The 21487-nt window shown below is 60.1% G+C and carries 17 protein-coding genes; 8 read left to right on the forward strand and 9 right to left on the reverse strand.

Translation table 11 applies throughout. The annotated features are described in order from the left end of the window. The first annotated feature begins 155 nt into the window (after nucleotides 1-155). The 3 genes from ACMGF7_RS11820 to ACMGF7_RS11830 all read left to right on the forward strand — a co-directional run bounded on the left by ACMGF7_RS11820 (nucleotide 156) and on the right by ACMGF7_RS11830 (nucleotide 4155). The gene (locus ACMGF7_RS11820) at nucleotides 156-1244 is read left to right on the forward strand and encodes an ABC transporter substrate-binding protein (protein ID WP_041922370.1); all 1089 of its coding nucleotides are present in this window, start codon (nucleotides 156-158) and stop codon (nucleotides 1242-1244) included. 78 nt (nucleotides 1245-1322) lie between these two features. Next, complete coding sequence (locus ACMGF7_RS11825) at nucleotides 1323-3092, forward strand: ABC transporter permease (RefSeq protein ID WP_004931567.1); 1770 nt, start codon at nucleotides 1323-1325, stop codon at nucleotides 3090-3092. Continuing rightward, nucleotides 3085-4155, forward strand: coding sequence for an ABC transporter ATP-binding protein (locus ACMGF7_RS11830; protein WP_049240099.1), 1071 nt, complete (start codon nucleotides 3085-3087; stop codon nucleotides 4153-4155). Before ACMGF7_RS11825 ends, ACMGF7_RS11830 begins: the two co-directional genes overlap by 8 nt. Nucleotides 4156-4185: 30 nt before the next feature. Here the strand turns inward: ACMGF7_RS11830 and ACMGF7_RS11835 are convergent, their stop codons facing one another. The 5 genes from ACMGF7_RS11835 to ACMGF7_RS11855 form a co-directional block, all read right to left on the reverse strand. Then, nucleotides 4186-5151, reverse strand: coding sequence for a PDR/VanB family oxidoreductase (locus tag ACMGF7_RS11835; RefSeq protein ID WP_420286441.1), 966 nt, complete (start codon nucleotides 5149-5151; stop codon nucleotides 4186-4188). A 41-nt stretch (nucleotides 5152-5192) separates the two neighbouring features. Further along, complete coding sequence (locus ACMGF7_RS11840) at nucleotides 5193-6641, reverse strand: succinate-semialdehyde dehydrogenase (protein ID WP_197764012.1); 1449 nt, start codon at nucleotides 6639-6641, stop codon at nucleotides 5193-5195. Between the two features lie 45 nt (nucleotides 6642-6686). Then, nucleotides 6687-7811, reverse strand: a complete 1125-nt coding sequence (locus ACMGF7_RS11845; RefSeq protein WP_420286442.1) for an aromatic ring-hydroxylating oxygenase subunit alpha — start codon at nucleotides 7809-7811, stop codon at nucleotides 6687-6689. A gap of 26 nt (nucleotides 7812-7837) precedes the next feature. Next, on the reverse strand, nucleotides 7838-9448 hold the full coding sequence (locus tag ACMGF7_RS11850; protein ID WP_197764014.1) for a BCCT family transporter: 1611 nt from the start codon (nucleotides 9446-9448) through the stop codon (nucleotides 7838-7840). 364 nt (nucleotides 9449-9812) lie between these two features. After that, nucleotides 9813-10898, reverse strand: a complete 1086-nt coding sequence (locus ACMGF7_RS11855; RefSeq protein ID WP_197764015.1) for a tartrate dehydrogenase — start codon at nucleotides 10896-10898, stop codon at nucleotides 9813-9815. An 82-nt stretch (nucleotides 10899-10980) separates the two neighbouring features. Between ACMGF7_RS11855 and ACMGF7_RS11860 the strand changes: the two genes are divergently transcribed. The 4 genes from ACMGF7_RS11860 to fbaA all read left to right on the forward strand — a co-directional run bounded on the left by ACMGF7_RS11860 (nucleotide 10981) and on the right by fbaA (nucleotide 15698). Further along, nucleotides 10981-11940: a LysR substrate-binding domain-containing protein gene (locus ACMGF7_RS11860; protein ID WP_274517900.1), complete on the forward strand. Its 960-nt coding sequence runs from the start codon at nucleotides 10981-10983 to the stop codon at nucleotides 11938-11940. A gap of 311 nt (nucleotides 11941-12251) precedes the next feature. Beyond that, complete coding sequence (epd, locus tag ACMGF7_RS11865; RefSeq protein WP_420286443.1) at nucleotides 12252-13268, forward strand: erythrose-4-phosphate dehydrogenase; 1017 nt, start codon at nucleotides 12252-12254, stop codon at nucleotides 13266-13268. A 70-nt stretch (nucleotides 13269-13338) separates the two neighbouring features. Continuing rightward, the gene (pgk, locus tag ACMGF7_RS11870; protein WP_015378994.1) at nucleotides 13339-14502 is read left to right on the forward strand and encodes a phosphoglycerate kinase; all 1164 of its coding nucleotides are present in this window, start codon (nucleotides 13339-13341) and stop codon (nucleotides 14500-14502) included. A 116-nt stretch (nucleotides 14503-14618) separates the two neighbouring features. After that, nucleotides 14619-15698, forward strand: a complete 1080-nt coding sequence (gene fbaA, locus ACMGF7_RS11875; RefSeq protein WP_004931586.1) for a class II fructose-bisphosphate aldolase — start codon at nucleotides 14619-14621, stop codon at nucleotides 15696-15698. 219 nt (nucleotides 15699-15917) lie between these two features. On the opposite strand, the gene ACMGF7_RS11880 is transcribed toward fbaA, so the two are convergent. Next, on the reverse strand, nucleotides 15918-16586 hold the full coding sequence (locus ACMGF7_RS11880; protein ID WP_044030526.1) for a DUF1345 domain-containing protein: 669 nt from the start codon (nucleotides 16584-16586) through the stop codon (nucleotides 15918-15920). 205 nt (nucleotides 16587-16791) lie between these two features. On the opposite strand from ACMGF7_RS11880, the gene mscS reads away from it, so the two are divergent. Continuing rightward, the gene (gene mscS / locus ACMGF7_RS11885) at nucleotides 16792-17658 is read left to right on the forward strand and encodes a small-conductance mechanosensitive channel MscS (protein WP_015378992.1); all 867 of its coding nucleotides are present in this window, start codon (nucleotides 16792-16794) and stop codon (nucleotides 17656-17658) included. A gap of 82 nt (nucleotides 17659-17740) precedes the next feature. Here the strand turns inward: mscS and ACMGF7_RS11890 are convergent, their stop codons facing one another. The 3 genes from ACMGF7_RS11890 to ACMGF7_RS11900 all read right to left on the reverse strand — a co-directional run bounded on the left by ACMGF7_RS11890 (nucleotide 17741) and on the right by ACMGF7_RS11900 (nucleotide 21296). Further along, the gene (locus ACMGF7_RS11890) at nucleotides 17741-19090 is read right to left on the reverse strand and encodes an MFS transporter (RefSeq protein WP_273875381.1); all 1350 of its coding nucleotides are present in this window, start codon (nucleotides 19088-19090) and stop codon (nucleotides 17741-17743) included. Between the two features lie 171 nt (nucleotides 19091-19261). Continuing rightward, nucleotides 19262-20293, reverse strand: a complete 1032-nt coding sequence (locus ACMGF7_RS11895) for a methionine synthase (protein WP_202670389.1) — start codon at nucleotides 20291-20293, stop codon at nucleotides 19262-19264. A gap of 25 nt (nucleotides 20294-20318) precedes the next feature. Then, on the reverse strand, nucleotides 20319-21296 hold the full coding sequence (locus tag ACMGF7_RS11900) for a DUF1852 domain-containing protein (protein WP_049240092.1): 978 nt from the start codon (nucleotides 21294-21296) through the stop codon (nucleotides 20319-20321). Between the last annotated feature and the right edge of the window lie 191 nt (nucleotides 21297-21487).

Genomic DNA, 21487 nt, shown 5'->3' on the forward strand with positions numbered 1-21487 from the left:
GCGCCGTAAAGCCCGCGCTGCCGGGCTTTTTATTGGCTGAAAAACGTCCAACCTCACAAAACCGAAAGATAACAAAGCAACGCCGTTGCCTCGTCACAGTTATTAACTATATGTTAATTTTTGGTTTATTAAATGTGATCAGGGGATGGATGATGATGATGAAAAAAATCAGCGCGACCGTAGCGGCAATCACCTTGCTGGGCTCCGTTTCCGCCTATGCGGCCTTCCCGGCGGGCTACCCCGCCGACTATCAGAAACTGGTCGACGGCGCGAAGAAAGAAGGCAAGGTGGTGATTTACTCGACCACCGACACCAAGGCGGCGGCGCCGTTGATCCAGGGGTTTGAGGCGTTGTATCCGGGCATCAAGGTCGAATACAACGACATGAACAGCACCGAACTGTATAACCGCTTTATCAGCGAGCAGGCGGCCGGCGGCACCAGCGGCGACGTGGTGTGGAGCTCGTCGATGGACACCATTTTGAAACTGGCGGGCGATTACGCGCAGGAATATGCCTCCCCCGAGCAGGCTCAGCTGCCGAAATGGGCGGTATGGCAAGAGAAGGTGTATGGCACCACCTACGAGCCGGTGGTGTTTATCTATAACAAACGCCTGATCCCGCAAGGCGATGTGCCGGATTCGCATGCGGCGCTGGCCAAGCTGATCGCCGGCCAGACGGACAAATTCAAGAAGAAAGTCACCACCTACGACATCGAAAAATCCGGCGTCGGCTTCATGCTGTCGGTGCAGGACTTCAAGGCCGATCCTAACTACTTCAAAACGCTGGCCGATGTGGCCAAGGGCGGGTTGGCGGTGCAATCCTCCACCGGCACCATGATGGAACGCGTTTCCTCCGGTGAAAACCTGATCGGCTTCAATATCCTCGGTTCATACGCCGAGGCCCGCGCCAAGAGCGACCCGTCGCTCGGCATTGTCTATCCGAAAGACTATACCCTGGTGCTGTCGCGCGTGAGCTTCATCAGCAAAGAGGCCGGCAACCCTAACGCCGCCAAGCTGTGGTTCGACTACGTGCTGTCGGAGAAAGGGCAAAATATTCTCGCCAATCAGGCGGATATCCCCTCGATCCGCAACGACATCGAAGGCAAGAACGACATCGATGGCATGACCAAGCTGTTGGGTAACGCGCTCAAGCCGATCCCGGTCGATGACAGCCTGCTGGAATATCTGCAGCCGGCCAAGCGTCTCGACTACATCAAACAATGGCGCGCCGCCGCGGCGAAATAACAGGGACTGCATTCGGACGCGCGCCTGTCGCACGGGCGCGCGCCCTTTGGTCGTCGTTTACAACCATAGGGAGCATTTATGCAAGCATGGCGCAGAAAGTGGCAGAGCCTGCCGCGCGGCCTGGTGGTGTTGATAACCGCGCTGGTTATCTATGTCCCCCTGTCGTTTATCATCATTCAAAGCTTCCTCTCGGCACCGTTTTTCTCTCCTTCCAAGGTCTTCAGCCTTGAGGCCTTCGAGTTCATCTTTACCGACCCGGATTTCTACAAGGCGCTGAAAAGCGGTTTTATTCTGGCATTCGGCCTGGTGATTATCGCCATCCCGCTCGGTGGTATTTTGGCCTTCCTGATGGTGCGCACCGATCTGCCGGGGCGGCGAATCATCGAACCGCTGATTCTGGTGCCGATCTTCGTGTCGCCGATGGTGCTGGGTTTCGGTTACGTGGTGGCGGCGGGGCCGGTAGGCTTCTTCTCGCTGTGGGCGGAGGCGCTGCTGGGCTTCGTGCCGTGGAACATCTACTCAATGGCCAGCATCGTGGTGATAGCCGGATTGACGCACGTGCCCCACGCGTATCTGTACATCTCCTCGGCGCTGCGCAGCGTGGGCTCCGACGTTGAAGAAGCGGCGCGCACCGCCGGCGCCACGCCGCTGCAGGTGATGACCGCCGTCAGTCTGCCGATGGTGCGGCCGTCTATCTTGTACGCCGGGGTGCTGCTGTTCTTCCTCGGGCTGGAAGTGTTCGGCCTGATGCTGGTGCTGGGCGATCCGGAAGGCAACCTGGTGCTGGCGACCTACCTGTACCAGTTGACCAACAAGCTGGGCACGCCGTCTTACCATCTGATGGCGGCGGTGGCGGTGGTGCTGATTTGCATCACTATTCCGTTGGTGATGCTGCAGCGCCGGCTGATGCGCACTGCCAACCGCTTTGTCACCGTCAAGGGCAAAGCCTCGCAGGCCCGCGCTCTGCCGCTGGGTAAATGGCGCTGGGTGGCCGGCGCGGTGGTGGTGTTCTGGCTGACCGTGACCATCGGCGTGCCGCTGATCGGCGTGGTGCTGCGCGCCTTTATCTCCAACTGGGGCGTGGGCGTGTCTGTCTGGGACGAACTGTCGATCAACACCTTTCGCACTATCTGGGCGCAGCCCAACCTGCTGCGCGCCATCGTCAACTCGATGGCGATCGGGGTGATCGGCGGAGCGCTGGCGGTGGCGTGCTACCTGTTTATCGGCATCGCGATGCACCGCAAGCCGGATGGCGCCACGCGCTTCCTCGACTACAGCGTGCTGGTGCCGCGCGCGGTGCCGGGGCTGCTGGCCGGTCTGGCATTCCTGTGGGTGTTCCTGTTCCTGCCGATGTGGCTGGACAAATCGCTCAAGGAAGGCTGGCTGTCGGCGTTGCCGATGGCCGAATGGCTGCGTGCTAACTGGATTGTCTGGCTGCGTTCGCTGCGCAGCACCATATTCAGCGTCTGGCTGGCCTACACCGTGGTGTGGATGGCCTACGGCCTGCGGCTGATCTCTTCCACGTTGCTGCAGGTGGGGCCGGAGCTGGAAGAGGCGGCGCGCAGCGCCGGCGCCAGCCGCGGCCAGATCACCCGCCACGTCACCATTCCGCTGTCGCGCTATGGCCTGATCGGCTCCTGGCTGCTGATGTTCCTGATTTTTGAACGCGAATATTCCACCGGGGTGTATCTGCTGTCTCCGGGCACGGAAACCATCGGCTCGATGCTGGTTTCTCTGTGGGCCGCGGGCGCTATCGATATCGTCGCCGCGCTGTCGTTCATCAATATTCTGCTGGTGGTGCTGGGGCTGGGGATCGCCTTGCGCTTTGGAGTGAAATTACATGATTGAACTTTCGGTAGAGAATCTGCATTTGACCTATGGCGACAACCCGGTGCTGAAAGGGGTGTCGATGGATCTGAAACGGGGCGAAGTGGTCTCGCTGCTGGGCCCGTCGGGCAGTGGCAAAACCACGCTGCTGCGGGCGGTGGCCGGGCTGGAGAAACCGAGCCAGGGGCGGATCGTCATCGGCAACAGCGCGGTGTACAACGGCAGCGCGCGCAGCGAAATTCCCGCCGAAGAGCGCAACCTGGGGCTGGTGTTTCAGTCCTATGCCCTGTGGCCGCATAAAACGGTGTTTGAGAACGTCGCTTACCCGCTGAAGCTGCGTAAGACCGGCTCGGCGGAAATCGCCCAGCGGGTACAGGCGGTGCTGGATCAGCTCGGGCTGGGGCATTTAGCCAAGCGGCACCCGCACCAGCTTTCCGGCGGCCAGCAGCAGCGCGTGGCGATCGGGCGTGCGCTGGTCTACAACCCGCCGGTGATCCTGCTGGATGAGCCGCTGTCCAATCTCGACGCCAAGCTGCGCGAAGAGGCACGGGTATTCCTGCGCGAGCTGATCATCAAGCTCGGTCTGTCGGCGCTGATGGTGACCCACGATCAGAACGAGGCGATGGCCATTTCCGATCGCATCCTGCTGCTCAATAACGGCAAAATCGAACAGCAGGGCACGCCGCAGGAGATGTACGGCTCGCCCACCACGCTGTTCACCGCCGAGTTCATGGGCAGCAACAACCGCTTGCCGGGCAAGGTTGTCGCGCTGGAAGGCGACCGGGCGCGCATCGAAGGCAAGGATTGGGCTCTGTGGGGCAAAGCGGGCGCAGGCGTGCAGGTCGGGCAGGAGGGCACGGCGGTGATCCGCGTGGAGCGCGTGCAGTTGGGCGAAGATCCGCAGGGCAACCAGCTTGAGCTGCCGTTGTTGACCAGCATGTATCTCGGCGATCGTTGGGAATACCTGTTCCGCACCGTGGCCGAAGACTTCGTGGTGCGCGCCTATGGCCACGAGGCGCGCGATCGGGCGCTGTGCCGGCTCTCCCTGCCGGCCGAGCATCTGTGGATATTCCCGAAAGCCTAACCAGGACGCCCGCCGATGCGGGCGCTTCGTTTACAAATCCAGCACCAGCCGGCTGCCTTTGGCGCGCGAGCAGCAGATCAACAGGGTTTGCTGCGCCGCGCGTTCTTCGTCGCTGAGATACTGATCGCGGTGGTCGGCTTCCCCCTCGACGATGCGGGTTTCGCAGGTGCCGCAAATGCCTTCGCGGCACAGGCACTCGACCCTGGCTGCCTTGCTGTTTTCCAGCGCCTGCAGGATGGTCATGTCTTCCGCCACTTCAAGTTCAATACCCGACCGGGCCAGCACCAGCGTAAAGGCACCGCCCGCCGTGTCTTCGGCGGCAAAGGCTTCGCTGTGTAAACGCGCGGCGTCGATACCCCGTTCGGCGGCGATCCGGTAGACCGCTTCGTTCAGCGCCGCCGGGCCGCAGACGTAGATATGGGCGCCGGGTTCCACGTCGGCCAGCGTGCGCGCCAGATCCAACCGGCCGCCAAGGCTGGAGACATGGCAACTGACGTGGTCGGCGAACGGCGCTTGCGTCAGCTGCTGCTGGAAGGCATTGTGCTCTTCACTGTGGAAGCAGTAGTGCAGATGGTAGCGGTGGCCGCTGCGTTGCAGCTCATGCAGATGGGCCATAAACGGCGTGATGCCGATGCCGCCGGCGATCAGCACGTGATGCCGTGCCTCCGGCGCCAGCGCGAACAGGTTATTCGGGGTGCTGATGGTCAGCGTATCACCGATCGCCAGCCGATCGTGCATGAAGTCGGAACCGCCTTTGGAAGGGGACTCACGGCGCACGGCGATCTGGTAACGGTCGAGCTCGAACGGTGAACTGAGCAGCGAATAAGCGTTGCTGTAGCGCCGCTCGCCGTCCTGCATTTGCACGATGATGTGGCTGCCGCCGCTGAAGGCGGGCAGTGGCCGGCCTTGCGGATCCGCCAGGGTAAAGCGCTTGACCTGTGCGGTGACGGTTTCGATGTCGACGACGCGAACATCAAGCATCTGATAGCTGGTCATTCATTGGCTCCAAAGCGCGGGCGTCCCCGCGCATAAAAAAGTTATACCGCCTGGCACAGGTATTTGAGCTCCAGATAGTCTTCGATGCCGTATTCGGAGCCTTCACGCCCCAGGCCTGACTGTTTCACTCCGCCGAACGGCGCCACCTCGTTGGAGATAAGCCCGGTATTGATGCCGACCATGCCGTACTCCAGCCGCTCCGAAACGCGCCAGATGCGCGCCGCATCGCGGGTGTAGAAGTAGGCGGCCAAGCCGTAGATGGTATCGTTGGCCTGGCGGATCGCCTCGGCTTCGTCATCGAACACCACCAGCGGCGCGACCGGGCCGAAGATCTCTTCCTCCAGCAGCAGCGAGCCGGGCTGCACGTCGCCCAGCACCGTCGGGGTGAAGAAGTTGCCGCCCAGCGCGTGCGGCGTGGCGCCGGTCAGCACCTGGGCGCCTTTGCTCAGCGCATCATCGAGCAGCTCCAGCACCTTGTCGCGCGCCTTGCGGTTGATCAGCGGGCCTATTTGCACGCCCGGTTCGAAGCCGTTGCCGACCTGCAGCGCCGCTACCCGGGTGACAAATTTTTCGGCGAACTGGGCGTAAACGCCGCGTTGTATGTAGAACCGGTTGACGCACACGCAGGTCTGCCCGGCGTTGCGGTATTTGGCGATCAGCGCGCCTTCCACCGCGGCATCGATGTCCGCATCGTCAAACACGATGAACGGCGCGTTGCCGCCCAGTTCCAGCGACACCTTCTTGATGGTGTCCGAGCTCTGGCGCATCAGCAGCCTGCCCACCGGCGTGGAGCCGGTAAAGCTGAGTTTGCGCACCTGCGGGTGGCGGGTCAGCTCGGCGCCGATCGCCTGCGAGTTGCCGGTCACCACGTTGAACACCCCGGCGGGAATGCCGGCGCGCTCGGCCAACTCGGCCATCGCCAGCGCCGAGTAAGGGGTCTCGTTGGCGGGTTTGACCACCAGCGTACAGCCGGCCGCCAGCGCCGGCGCGGCCTTGCGGGTTATCATCGCCGCCGGGAAGTTCCACGGCGTGATCGCCGCGCACACGCCGATGCCCTGCTTCAGCACCATCAGGCGTTTATCGCTGCTCGGCGAAGGAATGATGTCGCCGTTGGTGCGCTTGGCCTGTTCGGCGAACCATTCGATAAAGGAAGCGGCGTAGCGGATCTCGCCCAGCGATTCCGCCAGCGGTTTGCCTTGCTCCAGCGTCATCAGGCTGGCCAAATCCTGCTGGTGTTCCAGCATCAGTTCGAACCAGCGGCGCAGCAGCTGCGCGCGCTGTTGCGCCGGCAGCGCGCGCCAGCCTTCCAGCGCCTGCTGGGCGGCGTCGATCGCCGATTGGGTTTCGGCCGTCGCCATGTTGGGCACGCTGCCGATGAGTTGGCCGGTGGCGGGATCGCTCACCGGCAGGGTTTCCTGGTTGTCGGCGTCGCGCCATTGGCCGTTGATGTAGGCCTGTTGGCGGAATAGCGCCCGATCGGAAATATTCACGAGAACCTCACAAGTCAGGGGAAGGGGCCCTTGGGCCCCGTCGCATCAGGGTTGATAAACCTGCGCCAGCAGGTTGTGGAAGTGGGCGATGCCGTGCTCGCTGACGCCGCTGCCGGCGCCGTCGGCCATGATGCGCCCCTGCCCGCGATAGCCGCGCGATTTGAGGCCTTTTTGCACGCTCTCCACCAGCCGCAAATCTTCCGGGCGGAACACGTCGCGGTACCAGTCGATCAGTTTGAGCTGTTCGTCGCTCAAATCGGCGTTGGTGAAGTAAATGTCGTAGTGCTGCAGGGTGGTTTCCGCATCGACCGGGAACTCATAGATCACCGTCATCATGCCTTCCAGCGGCGGCATGTTGAACATGGTGCACGGCCACAGCCAGATGCCGTGGAAGCTGGCTTCTTTACCCTCTTCAAACTTGAACGACTGCTCGGAAGGGCGGGCGTAGCCGAACTGCAGCGTCCAGTTGCCGTGCAGGGTGTGCCAGTAGCGGTCGAACTGCACCGAATCGGCGAAGCCGGGGTGCGCCGGGCCGCAGTGGTAGCACTCGAGGTAGTTGTCGACGATGTTCTTCCAGTTGGCCGGAGTGCGGGTGACGAAGCGCGCCGCCAGCTTGAGATCGTCGACCTGTGGGCAGGCCTCGCGCACTTTGGCGCCGAGGCCCGGCAGCTGGTCTTCCACCGTGCCGGCCTGCGAGTCCAGATTGACGTAAATAAACCCGGCATACTCTTCGACCCGCACCGGCACCAGATGCGAGTTTTCCTTATCGAAGTTCTGCACGTTTTCGCAGTTGCGCGCGTGCGCCAGTTCGCCGTCCAGCTTGAACGCCCAGGCGTGATAAGGGCAGGTGATGACGTTTTTCGCCCGGCCGTCGCCCACCAGCAGCTGGTGGCCGCGGTGCGGGCAAACGTTGTAAAAGGCGCGCAGCACTTTGTCGCGGCCGCGCACCACCAGAATGTTTTCACCGATGATCTCACGGGTGATGTAGTCGTTCGGTTGGGCGAGCTCGCTGCGGTGCGCTACGCAGATCCAACTGGTGGCGAACACCTGCTCTTTCTCGTGTTCGAACGCCGCCTGGTGGGTATAGAACCGGGCCGGAATGGTGTAAGCCTCGCGGGCGTCGGCGCAGAAATCTTTCGGTAAGGTAAATTCAGGGATCAGAGTGCTCATAAGTTAACCTTCCTCTTTTCTTATTGTCATTTCGCCATAGGGCGCGGTTGATACGACGATGGAGCGGAGAGTTCGGCGGCCGGCGGCGCGTCTGGCAGCGCCGGTGGGCTGCTTTCGATCAGGTGCGCCGGGATGGCCGCGTAGTCCTGTTTCAGCCAGCGGGCAAAGCCGTAGGTTTTCACCAGCAGCACCAGCAGGAACGGCAGCGCGGTCAGGATCACTGTGGTTTTCATGGTGTCCAGCGAGGCGCCGGTAAACAGGATCGACAGCGGGATCAGGGTGATCACCACGCACCAGAACAGGCGCAGCATCGGGCTGGGATCTTGCCCCTCCTGCAGGTTGCGGGTGCTGGTGGCGGCCATGGTGTAGGCCACGGCGTCCATGTGCGAGGCCAGGAAAATGATCATGATGAACAGATAGGCGGCCAGGAACAGCTTGCCGAGCGGCAGCGCCGTCAGCAGCATCTGCACGGCGGTTTCGCCGCCCTGGGTGCTGAGGATCTCCGGCACGTTGAGCTGCCCGCTGATGAACTGGTGCATGGCGTAGCTTTCCAGCGAACCGAAGAAGAACCAGCAGCCGAGGGTGCTGCCGAGCAGCAGCGCCCAGATCACTTCTTTAATCTTGCGGCCGCGCGAGACGCGGGTGACGAACATCGCCACGCCCGGGGTATAGGAGATCCACCACAGCCAGTAGAACACCGTCCAGCTGCGGCTGAAGCTGCCGTCGCCCATCGGATCGGTGAACAGGCTCATCTGCAGGAAGTTTTGCGCCGTCAGGCCGATGGCGTTGATGGTGTTGTTGATGGTGAACTCGGTGGGGCCGACCAGCAGCACCAGCCCGGCGAAGGCGAAAGCGCCCCAGCCGACCATTTTGCTCAGGCGCTGCATGCCGCCGTCGATGCCGATGTAAGAGCTGAGACAGAAGATCACCGCCGCCAGCAGGATCACCGTCGCCTGTACCGTGAAGTTATCCGGGATGCCGGTCAATGCCGTCAGCCCGCGGGTAAAGGTGGAGGCGGTCAGCACCAGCGAAATGGTGAGGGCGCCGACGGTGGCGACCAGGAAAATCAGATCCACCAACCGCCCGATCGGGCCGTTGGCGCGCACGCCGGTGATGGCGGCAATGATCCCCGACAGGCTGAGCCCTTTGTTCTTACGCACGTGGAAGTGGTAGGCCATGATCAGCGAGGCGAGGGCGTAGGTCGCCCAGGCGCTCAGGCCCCAGTGGAAGAAGGAGTAGCTGATGCTGTATTCCAGCGCCTTTGGGGTGCGCGGCGCGATGTTCAGCCCCGGCGTCTGGTAATAATACGCCCATTCCATCACCCCCCAGTACAGGGTGGACGAGCCCAGACCGGCGCAGATGAACATGAACAGCCAGGCCAGCGTGGAGTATTGCGGTTTGCCTTCGCCGAGGCGGATGTTGCCGTATTTGCTCAACGCCAGATACAGCACCACCAGCAGGGCGATCAGCACCAGGATTTGAATGGTTGAACCGAACAGCCGGGTGACGCCGTTGAAAATGGTGTTGGCAATAAGCGCGGATTGAGCCGGAAAGAGCATCAGGCAAATGGCGATCAGCGCAATACTGCACAGACTGATGGCGATGAGCGTGACATCCTTTTTAGGGGTGCTCTGCATGGGAGTGAACTCCTGTTATCGGTGGTGGGCCGGTGCGCGAAGCGTAGGGTGCGCCCGGGCCTTGTTGGTTTGAACCCTTTGTTTTGTTACACCGCGAGGAGCAAACGCCCCGACAGAACGCCACCGGAAATGTTTACTCTTCATTAACATTTTTGAGTGTGCACAAATTACAGGAGGGCCACAATTGGGGCATCTGTAAAAGGATAAAACACAGTATGTAAACAATTTGTTGTGATCTTGACCGGGGTATTGGCGTGCTTTCTGCGGTGATTTTCAGCGGATTTGCGGCGGCGATCGAAGCGGAAAAACGGACGTGGCGAAGCAGGGCGCGAAAGAGCGCCCTGCGCGGGAAAATCAACGGCGTTTAGCGTTGCAGCAGGGCGGCGATCGCCTGGCCGACTTGCTGGGTGGAGGCGTCGCCGCGCATGTCCGGCGTGCGCGGCCCATCGGCGATGATGCGTTCGATCGCCTGCAGGATGCCATCGTGCGCCTGGCGGTAGCGGGCATCGCCGTCGCCGAGGAAGTCCAGCATCATCGCGCCGCTCCAGATCATGGCGATCGGGTTGGCGATGTTCTTGCCGAAAATGTCCGGCGCCGAGCCGTGCACCGGCTCGAACAGCGACGGGAAATTGCGTTCCGGGTTCAGGTTGGCCGACGGCGCGATGCCGATGGTGCCGGTACAGGCCGGGCCGAGATCCGACAGGATATCGCCGAACAGGTTGGAAGCCACCACCACGTCGAAGCGTTCGGGGTTCAGCACGAAGCGCGCGCACAGAATATCGATGTGCTGTTTGTCCCAGGCGATATCAGGGTATTGGCGCGCCATCTCCGCCACGCGCTCATCCCAGTACGGCATGCTGATGGCCATGCCGTTGGACTTGGTGGCGGCGGTCAGGCGTTTGCGCGGGCGCTGTTGCGCCAGCTCAAAGGCGTACTTGAGGATGCGGTCCACGCCCTGACGGGTGAACACCGATTCCTGGATCACCATCTCGCGTTCGGTGCCTTCGAACATCCGTCCGCCGAGCGAGGAGTATTCCCCTTCGGTATTTTCGCGCACCACGTAGAAATCGATGTCTCCCGGCTGCTTGTTCGCCAGCGGGCAGGGCACGCCGGGAAACAGTCGCACCGGGCGCAGGTTGACGTATTGCTCGAAGTCGCGGCGAAATTTCAGCAGTGAACCCCACAGCGAAATGTGGTCGGGCACCGTATCCGGCCAGCCGACGGCGCCGAAATAGATGGCGTCGAAGCCCTTGAGCTGCTCAAACCAATTGTCCGGCATCATCTGGCCGTGGTGCTGGTAGTAGTCGCAGCTGGCCCACTCGAAGGTGTCGAATTCCAACGACAGATCCCAGCGCGCCGCCGCCGCCTGCAATACCCGTATGCCTTCCGGCAACACTTCCCGTCCGATACCGTCCCCGGGGATAGCGGCAATCTTGTAAGTTTTGCTCATACAGAGGTCTCATTTGTAGGTAGGGGAGATTGACAACACTCTTATCCTATAATTGACTAACTGTTAATCAATCGCGAAAACGGTGAAACATAAAACACGAATCATGAACAATATGCCGATCCTGAGTGACCTGCGCGTGTTCGTGCTGGTGGCGCGCCGCGCCGGGTTCGCCGCCGCCGCTGAAGAGCTGGGCGTTTCGCCTGCCTTTATCAGCAAGCGCATCGCGCTGTTGGAGAAGGCGCTGGACGTGTCGTTGCTGCACCGCACCACGCGGCGGGTGGCGATCACCGAAGACGGCGAACGCATCTACGAATGGGCGCAGCGCATTCTCAACGATGTCGATCAGATGATGGACGAACTGTCCGAGGTGCGCCAGGCGCCGCAGGGCATGCTGCGCGTGGTCAGCAGCTTCGGCTTCGGCCGGCGTTTCGTGGCGCCGGCGCTGTCGGCGCTGGCGCGGCAGTACCCGCAGCTGGAACTGCGGCTCGACGTGTCCGATCGGCTGGTGGATCTGGTCAGCGAAGGATTCGATCTGGATATCCGCATCGGCGACGATATCGCCCCCAATTTGATTGCGCGCAAGCTGGCGGACAATCAGCGCATCCTGTGCGCTTCGCCGGCGTACCTGCAGCGCCACGGCGTGCCGAAAAATCCGGCTGAGCTGGCGGGCCGTTCCTGTCTGGTGATCAAGGAACGCGATCACCCGTTCGGGCTGTGGCGGCTGCAGGGGCCGGGCGGCGAAGAGACGGTGAAGGTGACGGGGGCGCTGGCGTCGAACCACGGCGAAATCGTGCACCAGTGGTGCCTGGACGGGCAGGGCGTCGCGCTGCGTTCCGCCTGGGACGTGAAAGAGAACATCGACAGCGGCAGGCTGGTGCACATCCTGCCGGAGTATTATCAGCCAGCCAATATCTGGGCGGTGTACGTTTCCCGGCTGGCAACGTCGGCGAAAGTGCGGGTGACGGTCGAATTTTTGCGCGACTATTTTCGTGAGCACTATGGCGAAACGGGGCCGGCGAGCGAAAATCCGTCGCGGTCTTGAGGCCAAAAATGTGCGCCAGATCATCTTATGCTCGTAAAACTCCCCTCCGTTACCTGAGGAACTGTTGCACCTGTTCCTTTTGCCAAAACTTTGGTTTATGCTCAGCTGAAGCGTTTCAGTTGAAGCACTCTTCAACAGAAATGCCGATGTGACGGCGGTGAAAAACCGCTGAAGCGCGGGAATAATGCAAACTCGGCGATTCACAGCGGGCGGTACGATCCACTACTCTATGCGGGTTAGTGAGACAACCAGTCAGCGCCGGGCGGCGCCGGTGAGTCACCCGGCGTGGACGGCCCTTTTTCAGGAGCAGCATGACCATCCGCATAGCGATAAACGGCTTTGGCCGCATCGGCCGCAGCGTATTGCGCGCACTGTACGAATCGGGACGACGGGCGGAAATCTCCGTGGTGGCGATCAACGAGCTGGCGAACGCCGAAGGCATGGCCCATCTGCTGAAGTACGATTCCAGCCACGGCCGCTTCGCCTGGGATGTGCGGCAGGAGTGCGACACGCTGAGCGTCGGAGACGACGCGATTCGCCTGTTGCACCAGCCGGCGGTGGAGCAGTTGCCCTGGGGCGAGCTGGGCGTCGACGTGGTGCTGGACTGCAGCGGCGTGTACGGCAGCCGGGCGGATGGCGAAGCCCATCTGGTGGCGGGGGCGAAGAAAGTGCTGTTCGCCCACCCGGGCGGCAACGATCTGGACGCCACCATCGTGTTCGGCGTCAACCATCAGACGCTGCTGGCGGAACATCGCATCGTGTCCAACGCCTCGTGCACCACCAATTGCATTATTCCGGTGATCAAGCTGCTGGACGACGCCTACAGCATCGAATCCGGCACCGTGACCACCATTCACTCGGCGATGAACGATCAGCCGGTGATCGACGCGTATCACGCGGATTTGCGGCGCACCCGCGCGGCGAGCCAGTCGATCATTCCGGTCGATACCAAGCTGGCCGCGGGCATCACCCGTATCTTCCCGCAGTTTTGCGATCGCTTCGAGGCTATCTCGGTGCGCGTGCCGACCATTAACGTGACGGCTATCGATCTGAGCGTCAGCGTGAGCGCCGCGGTGAAGGTGGCGGAGGTCAACCAGCTGTTGCAAAAGGCCGCACGGGAATCATTTCGTGGTATAGTTGACTACACGGAATTACCATTGGTCTCGATTGATTTTAACCATGACCCGCACAGCGCTATCGTCGACGGTACGCAGACCCGGGTCAGCGGGCAGCACCTGATAAAGACCTTGGTCTGGTGCGACAATGAATGGGGCTTTGCCAATCGGATGTTGGATACAACACGGGCAATGGCCGCCAGCGGTTTCTAGTACGGCGGCGCCGGCGTGATTGGCGCGCTGCTCAGGCAATTTTATAGAGATTCAATAAAGAGGGTTCACCATGTCTGTAATTAAGATGACCGATCTGGATCTGGCGGGTAAACGCGTACTGATCCGCTCCGATCTGAACGTGCCGGTAAAAGACGGTAAAGTGACTTCCGACGCGCGTATCCGCGCTTCCCTGCCGACTATCGAAGCTGCGCTGAAGCAAGGCGCCCGCGTGATGGTAACCTCCCACCTGGGTCGTCCTACCGAAGGCGAGTACAACGAAGAATTCTCCCTGCTGCCTGTGGTCAACTACCTGAAAGACCACCTGAAATCCCCAGTGCGTCTGGCGAAGGATTATCTGGATGGCGTCGACGTCGCCGAAGGCGAACTGGTGGTGCTGGAAAACGTCCGCTTCAATAAGGGCGAGAAGAAAGACGACGAAACCCTGTCCAAGAAATACGCGGCGCTGTGCGACGTGTACGTGATGGACGCATTCGGCACCGCGCACCGCGCGCAGGCTTCCACCCACGGCGTGGGCAAGTTCGCGCCTGTCGCCTGTGCCGGCCCGCTGCTGTCCGCCGAACTGGAAGCGCTGGGCAAAGCGCTGGGCAACCCGGCCCGTCCGATGGTCGCCATCGTGGGCGGTTCTAAAGTGTCCACCAAACTGACCGTGCTGGATTCCCTGTCCAAAATCGCCGATCAGCTGATCGTCGGCGGCGGCATCGCCAACACCTTCGTGGCGGCGCAGGGCAACAACGTGGGCCAGTCCCTGTACGAACCTGACCTGATCCCGAACGCGCAGAAACTGCTGGAAACCTGCGACATTCCGGTGCCGACCGATGTGCGCGTAGCGACCGAGTTCTCCGAAACCGCAACCGCGACCGTGAAGCCGGCGAGCGAGATCCAGGACAACGAGCAAATTCTGGATATGGGCGACGTCTCTGCCGAGCGTCTGGCCGTTATCCTGAAGAACGCCAAGACCATTCTGTGGAATGGCCCGGTTGGCGTATTCGAGTTCCCTAACTTCCGTAAGGGCACCGAAATTGTCGCCCGCGCGATCGCCGATAGCGACGCTTTCTCTATCGCTGGCGGCGGCGACACTCTGGCAGCCATCGATCTGTTCGGTATCGCTGACAAAATTTCCTACATCTCCACCGGCGGTGGCGCATTCCTGGAATTCGTTGAAGGGAAACCGCTGCCTGCAGTCGTGATGCTGGAAGAGCGCGCTAAGCAGTAATTCAGACAACGGGAGGCGAAAGCCGCCCGTTTGTTTTATACCGCGCGGCTAACGCTGCGCGGCGTGAAAACATCGATTTACATCCATCTACGGCCGACGAAACAGGACAAAGTAACATGTCTAAAATTTTTGATTTCGTAAAACCGGGTGTCATCACGGGTGATGACGTTCAGAAAGTCTTCGCAGTTGCTAAAGAGAACAACTTTGCGCTGCCAGCGGTAAACTGCGTGGGTACCGACTCCATCAACGCAGTGCTGGAAGCCGCGGCTAAAGTGCGCGCGCCGGTCATCGTTCAGTTCTCCAACGGCGGCGCAGCGTTTATCGCCGGCAAAGGCGTGAAGACCGATGTGCCTCAGGGCGCTGCGATTCTGGGCGCTATCTCCGGCGCACACCACGTTCACCAGATGGCTGAACACTACGGCGTGCCGGTGATCCTGCACACCGACCACTGCGCGAAGAAACTGCTGCCATGGCTGGACGGCCTGCTGGACGCCGGCGAGAAGCACTTCGCCGCTACCGGCAAACCGCTGTTCTCTTCCCACATGATCGATCTGTCTGAAGAATCTCTGGAAGAAAACATCGAGATCTGCAGCGCCTACCTGAAGCGCATGGCCAAAATCGGCATGACGCTGGAAATCGAACTGGGCTGCACCGGCGGTGAAGAAGACGGCGTGGACAACAGCCATATGGACGCTTCCGCGCTGTACACCCAGCCGGAAGACGTGGCTTACGCGTACGAAAAACTGAACGCCATCAGCCCACGCTTCACCATCGCAGCCTCGTTCGGTAACGTGCACGGCGTGTACAAGCCAGGTAACGTTAAGCTGACTCCGACCATCCTGCGCGATTCTCAGAAATACGTTTCCGAGAAATTCAACCTGCCGCATAACAGCCTGAACTTCGTGTTCCACGGCGGTTCCGGTTCCAGCGATGCGGAAATCAAAGAGTCCGTCAGCTACGGCGTGATCAAGATGAACATCGACACCGACACCCAATGGGCGACCTGGGACGGCATCCTGCAGTACTACAAAGCGAACGAAGCTTACCTGCAGGGCCAGCTGGGCAACCCGAAAGGCGCCGATCAGCCGAACAAGAAATACTACGATCCACGCGTCTGGCTGCGCGCAGCACAGACCAGCATGGTGACGCGTCTGGAGCAGGCCTTCAAAGATCTGAACGCGGTAGACGTTCTGTAATCTTCGCCAGCTGTTGCACGATGCAAAAGGCTCCCTGCGGGGAGCCTTGTTGTTTATGACAAGCCTGATGGCGTTGCCTGGCTCGCCGTTGGCAAAATATAAAAAATAAGGAAAATCAATTTATTGATTTTCGGCTGATGATCACAAAGGAGGAAAAACCACGTTTTTTCCTCCTTTGTTTGTGATTAAAAGGCTCCCTGCGGGGAGCCTTTTTCGTTTTCAGCTCAGCAAGCCGGCGCCGACGTTGATAGACAGGCCCAGGATCAGCATGTTGAACGCGAAGGAGATCACCGACTGCAACAGGGTGATCTTGCGCACCTCTGCCGCGCCGACCGCCACATCGGCGGTCTGCGACGCGACCGCGATGGTGAAGGAGAAGTAGGCGAAATCCAGATAGGTCGGCTCGGTGAGGTTGCCGGGGAACAGCAGCGGCAAAGGATCCTGCTGTGCGCCCTGGCGATAAAACTGATGAGCATAGTGCATGGTGAAGGCGGTCGGCAGCAGCAGCCAGGAAACCGCCAGCGTTCCGCCGGTTAGTGCCAGATGCAGGGTTTTCAGCGAGTCGCTGGCCTGTTTGGCGCTGCTCAATTCGAACAGGATCGCCAGAATGCTCACCAGACAACCGAAACTGACCAGCGCCAACACCGTGCTGGCGCTTTCGTCCTGCCGCCGGGCGATCTGGCGAATGTGCTGCGGCGTGCTGACCAACATCAGCCGCCAGAGAAACAGCAGATAGAGCCAGGCCAGCGTATTCCAGCCGATCATCAAACGCTGCAACAACGAGAGCTGGGCGGGCAGCAGCAGGAAGCACAACAGCCCGGCGCCGACGGAAAACAGCAGCCTGGGCCGCACTTGCCAATAGTGTTTAAGCGAAGAGCGAATGTGCATGAAGAACGGATCTCTTGTCGTGAAATGGCCAACGCGCTGTTTTCAGCATAGAAGAAGCGGCGGGCGGTTTCGGCTATTTTTAACGCTGACGGTTGGCATGAGCCTTTAATGTTGGTTACCCTTAGGCGGTGGTTTCCTACTGGCTGCCGAAGCCAGTGTATTTTTGCGAGTTTCTCCCGTTAGGGACTGAGTTAGGACGACACGAATGAAAGATTTGAATGTAGTAGACGGCATCAACGGTGCCGGCGACTGGTTGGTGAAGAACCAGGATCTGTTGATCCAGTATGCGGTGAATATTGTCGCCGCCATCGTTATCCTGATCATCGGTTCGATCGTGGCCCGCGTGGTCGGCAATGCGCTGAACCGCGTAATGAAGCTGCGCGGCATCGACGCCACGGTGGCGGACTTCCTGTCGGCGATCGTACGTTACGGCGTGCTGGCGTTCACCTTCATCGCGGTGCTGGGGCGCGTCGGCGTGCAGACCACCTCGGTGATCGCCGTGCTGGGTGCCGCCGGTTTGGCCGTCGGCCTGGCGCTGCAAGGCTCGCTGTCGAACTTCGCCGCCGGCGTGCTGCTGGTGATCTTCCGCCCGCTGCGCGTGGGGGAGTATGTCGATCTGGGCGGCGTGGCCGGTACCGTCGATCAGGTGCAGATTTTCTCCACCACCCTGCGTACCGCAGACAACAAAACCATCGTGGTGCCGAACGGTAAAATCATCGCCGGCAACATCATCAACTACTCCCGCGAACCGAACCGCCGCGTGGACATCGTGGTAGGCGTGGCCTACAACGCCGATATCGATGTGGTGAAGAAGGTGTTGGGCGACGTGATCGCCGCCGACAAGCGCATCATGCACGCCAAAGGCGTGACCGTGCGTCTGAACGAGATGGCGCCGTCCTCTCTGAACTTCGTGACCCGTTCCTGGACCACCAACGCGGAATACTGGAATGTGTACTTCGATCTGATGGAAAACTTCAAGCGCGCGCTGGATGCCCACAACATCGGCATTCCGTTCCCGCAAATGGACGTGCACCTGTATCGCACCGAAGACGCTTCCGCCAAGGCGGAATAACGCAGAAGGGGGCCTTGGCCCCCTTTTTGATTGCAGGCCGAGACGTCACTGATGGCGTCTCGGCCTTTTATTTTCCGCGAGTTCAGATGCCGGCCGCCGGTTCGGTGAGTGGCGCGCGGCGGCGCAGGCTGAGGCGATAAAGCAGGAAGATGGCGACTGCGCCCAGCAGCGCCGGCAGCGCCAGCCAGAGGAAGAACACTTCCGGCGAACCGGCGGCGGTCATCATCCAGGCGCCGAGCATCGAGCCGACGATCGAGCCGAAGCGGCCATTGGCCATGGCCCAGCTGACGCCGGTCACGCGGGCTGCGGTCGGGTAAAGGGTGGCGGAAACCAGATTCAGGCCGTTTTGCGCGCCGGCCACGCCGAAGCCTATCAGGAACACGACGGCGGCCAGCGTGTATGCGTCGCCCATCAGGTAACCGGTAGCGCCGATCACCAGCGCGGCGCCCAGGTAGGAGAAGGCCAGCACGCGATAGGGCCCGACCCGATCCATCAGCAGCGCCATCAGGATGGCGCCCAGGGTGCCGCCGAGCGGCACCATCGCGCCGATGCGCGAGGCGTGGGCGATATCGAAACCGGCGTCTTTGAGGATCGTCGGCAGCCAACTGGTGAGCAGGTAGAACACGAACAGCGAACAGAAGAATGCCGCCCACAGCAGCAGGGTGCGCACGGCGCGCCCTTCGATAAACAGGTGCGAGATCGGCGACCTGGCCTGCGCCGGGCGCTCGTCATCGAAAATGGATCCCCCCGTCCAACGCTGGCCGGTGATACGCTCGACCACCCGGCGCAGCCGATCGGCATGTTTGGCGCTGGCGGCCATAAAGCGCACCGACTCGGGCATCTGCCAGGCCAACAGCGGCAGCAGCGCCAACGGTGCAATGCCGCCGACCAGCAGCAGGCCGCGCCAGCCGAACGCTGGAATGATCTGCCCGGCCAGCAGGCCGCCCAGGGCCAATCCGGCGGTAAAGCCGCTCCAGCTGAGGGTGACCAGCAGCATGCGGCGGCGCGCCGGTGAGTACTCCGAGCTGAGGGTAATGCAGGTCGGTATCGCGCCCCCGAGGCCAATGCCGGTGATGAAGCGCAACCAGGTCAGGGATTCTATCGATTGCGTATAGGCCGAAGCCAGGGTGCAGCCGCCAAACACCAGCACCGCGACGAGCAGCACGCGTTTGCGGCCTATGGCGTCGGCGATCGGCCCGAACAGCAGGCTGCCGATCAGCAGGCCGAACAGCCCCGCGCCGAAGGCGGGAGAAAGCTGCGAGGGTTGCAGGCCCCACTCTTCACGCAGCGCCGGAGCGATATAGCCGATGATGGCGGTATCGAAGCCGTCCAGCAGGGCGATCAGGAAACACAGGGTAAGGATGAGGATTTGATAAGGCGAGATCCTGGCGCGATCGATAATTTCGCTGATGCGAGCGGTATCTGGGCTCATGAGGGTTCCACTGTTATTAAGCTGTTGTGGGCTGGCTGAGGGGCCGTTCAGGCCGCTGTGGCTGGCATCGCGTAGAAACCCGAGTATACACCAGAGGGGGGACGTTGCGGGGAGAGGGAGTCGATGATCATCGCCCACCACAGGAGGCTCCTGCGGCGGGCGCTGGCGCGGTTATTTGGCCAGCAGTTCCCGGCGCACGATCTCGGCGCCCGCACTCAAGGCATTCAGCTTGCCGCTGGCGACCTGACGAGGCAGAGGAGCCATGCCGCAGTTGGTCGACGGGTAGAGCTTGTCGGCATCGACAAACTGCAGCGCTTTGCGCAGCGTAGCGGCCACTTCTTCCGGCGTCTCAACGGTATGGTTCGCCACATCAATGGCGCCAACCATCACTTTCTTACCGCGAATCAGTTCAAGCAGATCCATCGGGACGTGCGAGTTATGGCACTCAAGCGAGATGATATCGATAGTAGACGTTTGCAGCTTGGGAAACGCCTCTTCATATTGCCGCCACTCCGAGCCCAGCGTCTTTTTCCAGTCGGTATTGGCCTTAATGCCGTATCCATAGCAGATATGTACGGCCGTTTCACACTTAAGCCCCTCAACGGCCCTTTCCAGGGCGGCGATGCCCCAGTCATTCACCTCGTCAAAGAACACGTTAAATGCGGGCTCATCAAACTGAATAATGTCGACGCCGGCGGCCTCGAGCTCTTTGGCTTCCTGATTGAGGATCTTGGCGAATTCCCAAGCCAATTTTTCGCGGCTTTTATAGTGGTTGTCATAGAGCGTGTCGATCATGGTCATCGGCCCCGGCAGGGCCCATTTAATCGGCTGCTTGGTCAGCTGGCGTAAAAATTTGGCGTCTTCAACGAAAACGGGCTTTTGACGCGAGACCGCCCCCACCACGGTTGGCACGCTCGCCTCATAGCGATTGCGGATTTTAACCACTTCGCGTTTCTCGAAATCGACGCCGCTGAGGTGCTCGATAAACGTCGTGACGAAGTGCTGGCGCGTTTGCTCGCCATCGCTGACGATATCGATGCCGGCCTGTTGTTGCTCTGCCAGCGACAAACGCAGAGCGTCCTGTTTCCCTTCGATTAATTCTTCATTCTGCAATTTCCAGGGCGACCACAGGGTTTCCGGCTGGGCCAGCCAGGAAGGTTTAGGCAAGCTGCCGGCGGTCGAGGTAGGGAGCAATATTTTCATAATAGATGACCTGTATTTAAGTGAATCAAAGCGCGTAGTGAGCAGACCATTGCTCAAGAATGGGCTTGTAGGGCTTGATAAATTGCTCTTCCGTAAATTTCCCCTGCTCAATCGCTAACCGGCTACGCTCTTCGCGATCGTAAACAATCTTGGTTAATGAATGATCCTGGTTATTCAGGCTTGGCTGATAGCATTGCCCTGCCGCCGAGTTGGCATTGTAAATTTCAGGCCGATAGATTTTTTGGAAGGTCTCCATCGTGCTGATGGTGCCAATCAGCTCCAGATCGGTGTAATCGCTCAGCAAATCCCCAGGGAAATAAAACGCCAGGGGCGCGACGCTATTTTTCGGCATGAAATAGCGCACCTGCAGGCCCATTTTTTTAAAATACCGGTCGGTCAGCGAAGCGCCGTCTTGCCGATACTCGTCGCCCAAGACCGGGTGTTGATTGCCCGTCCGATGATAGGTGTCTTTGCTGGACACGCTGAGGCAGATCACCGGCGGTTTGCTGAAATTCTCATGGTATTCGTTTGAATTGACGAAGTGCTTAAAGATATTGCCGTGCAAATCGCCGAAATCATCCGGAATGGTAAATTCCGCCGTGTTTTTATTGTGCGCCGGCAGCAAGACGCTAAAGTCGTAATCGCGCACGTAAGAGGAGAAATTGTTCCCGACGATGCCCTCGATACGCGTTTGCGTTTTTTTATCAAGGATGTTGGTTTTCAGGATTTCTATTACCGGGAAGCTGGCGCTGTGATCTTCAATGCGCATCTCAACCGAAATGATTTCAAGCTCGACCGCATAGCGATCGGCCTTGGGGTTATCCCAATGCGCCAACGAATTGAAGCGGTTGTTAATCATCACCAGCGTGTTGCGCAGGTTCTCCCGGCGGTTTTCCCCTCTGGCCAAATTGGCGAAGTTGGTGGTGATACGCGTATTTTCAGAAGGGTTATAATCTTCATCGAAAGAACTGCTCTTAATCGTAAAGGTAAAGTCTCTATTCATCGTCTTATAGCATCCTGTTATATGATATGAGGGCTGGGTTTATCCATTTATTTCAATGGCTTGTTTTTCTATTTTTTCATTCAGCCGATTTCATATTGTCTGTCGTTAATGAGGTCTATTTTTGCCAGAGTCCCGGTGGGAGTGAAAGAGACTTAATTTCATTACCACATGAGCCACATTCATGATCTGGG

Source organism: Serratia sp. BNK-17 (genome assembly GCF_048684935.1).
GTDB classification, from domain to species: domain Bacteria; phylum Pseudomonadota; class Gammaproteobacteria; order Enterobacterales; family Enterobacteriaceae; genus Serratia; species Serratia nematodiphila.

Coding starts and splice junctions, on each gene's coding strand:
- ACMGF7_RS11880 (WP_044030526.1), bottom strand. CDS start 16,586: ATGCACATTCGCTCTTCGCTTAAACACTATTGGCAAGTGCGGCCCAGG.
- ACMGF7_RS11855 (WP_197764015.1), bottom strand. CDS start 10,898: ATGAGCAAAACTTACAAGATTGCCGCTATCCCCGGGGACGGTATCGGA.
- ACMGF7_RS11845 (WP_420286442.1), bottom strand. CDS start 7,811: ATGAGCACTCTGATCCCTGAATTTACCTTACCGAAAGATTTCTGCGCC.
- ACMGF7_RS11820 (WP_041922370.1), top strand. CDS start 156: ATGATGAAAAAAATCAGCGCGACCGTAGCGGCAATCACCTTGCTGGGC.
- ACMGF7_RS11830 (WP_049240099.1), top strand. CDS start 3,085: ATGATTGAACTTTCGGTAGAGAATCTGCATTTGACCTATGGCGACAAC.
- ACMGF7_RS11850 (WP_197764014.1), bottom strand. CDS start 9,448: ATGCAGAGCACCCCTAAAAAGGATGTCACGCTCATCGCCATCAGTCTG.
- ACMGF7_RS11890 (WP_273875381.1), bottom strand. CDS start 19,090: ATGAGCCCAGATACCGCTCGCATCAGCGAAATTATCGATCGCGCCAGG.
- mscS (WP_015378992.1), top strand. CDS start 16,792: ATGAAAGATTTGAATGTAGTAGACGGCATCAACGGTGCCGGCGACTGG.
- ACMGF7_RS11900 (WP_049240092.1), bottom strand. CDS start 21,296: ATGAATAGAGACTTTACCTTTACGATTAAGAGCAGTTCTTTCGATGAA.
- ACMGF7_RS11895 (WP_202670389.1), bottom strand. CDS start 20,293: ATGAAAATATTGCTCCCTACCTCGACCGCCGGCAGCTTGCCTAAACCT.
- fbaA (WP_004931586.1), top strand. CDS start 14,619: ATGTCTAAAATTTTTGATTTCGTAAAACCGGGTGTCATCACGGGTGAT.
- ACMGF7_RS11825 (WP_004931567.1), top strand. CDS start 1,323: ATGCAAGCATGGCGCAGAAAGTGGCAGAGCCTGCCGCGCGGCCTGGTG.
- pgk (WP_015378994.1), top strand. CDS start 13,339: ATGTCTGTAATTAAGATGACCGATCTGGATCTGGCGGGTAAACGCGTA.
- ACMGF7_RS11835 (WP_420286441.1), bottom strand. CDS start 5,151: ATGACCAGCTATCAGATGCTTGATGTTCGCGTCGTCGACATCGAAACC.
- epd (WP_420286443.1), top strand. CDS start 12,252: ATGACCATCCGCATAGCGATAAACGGCTTTGGCCGCATCGGCCGCAGC.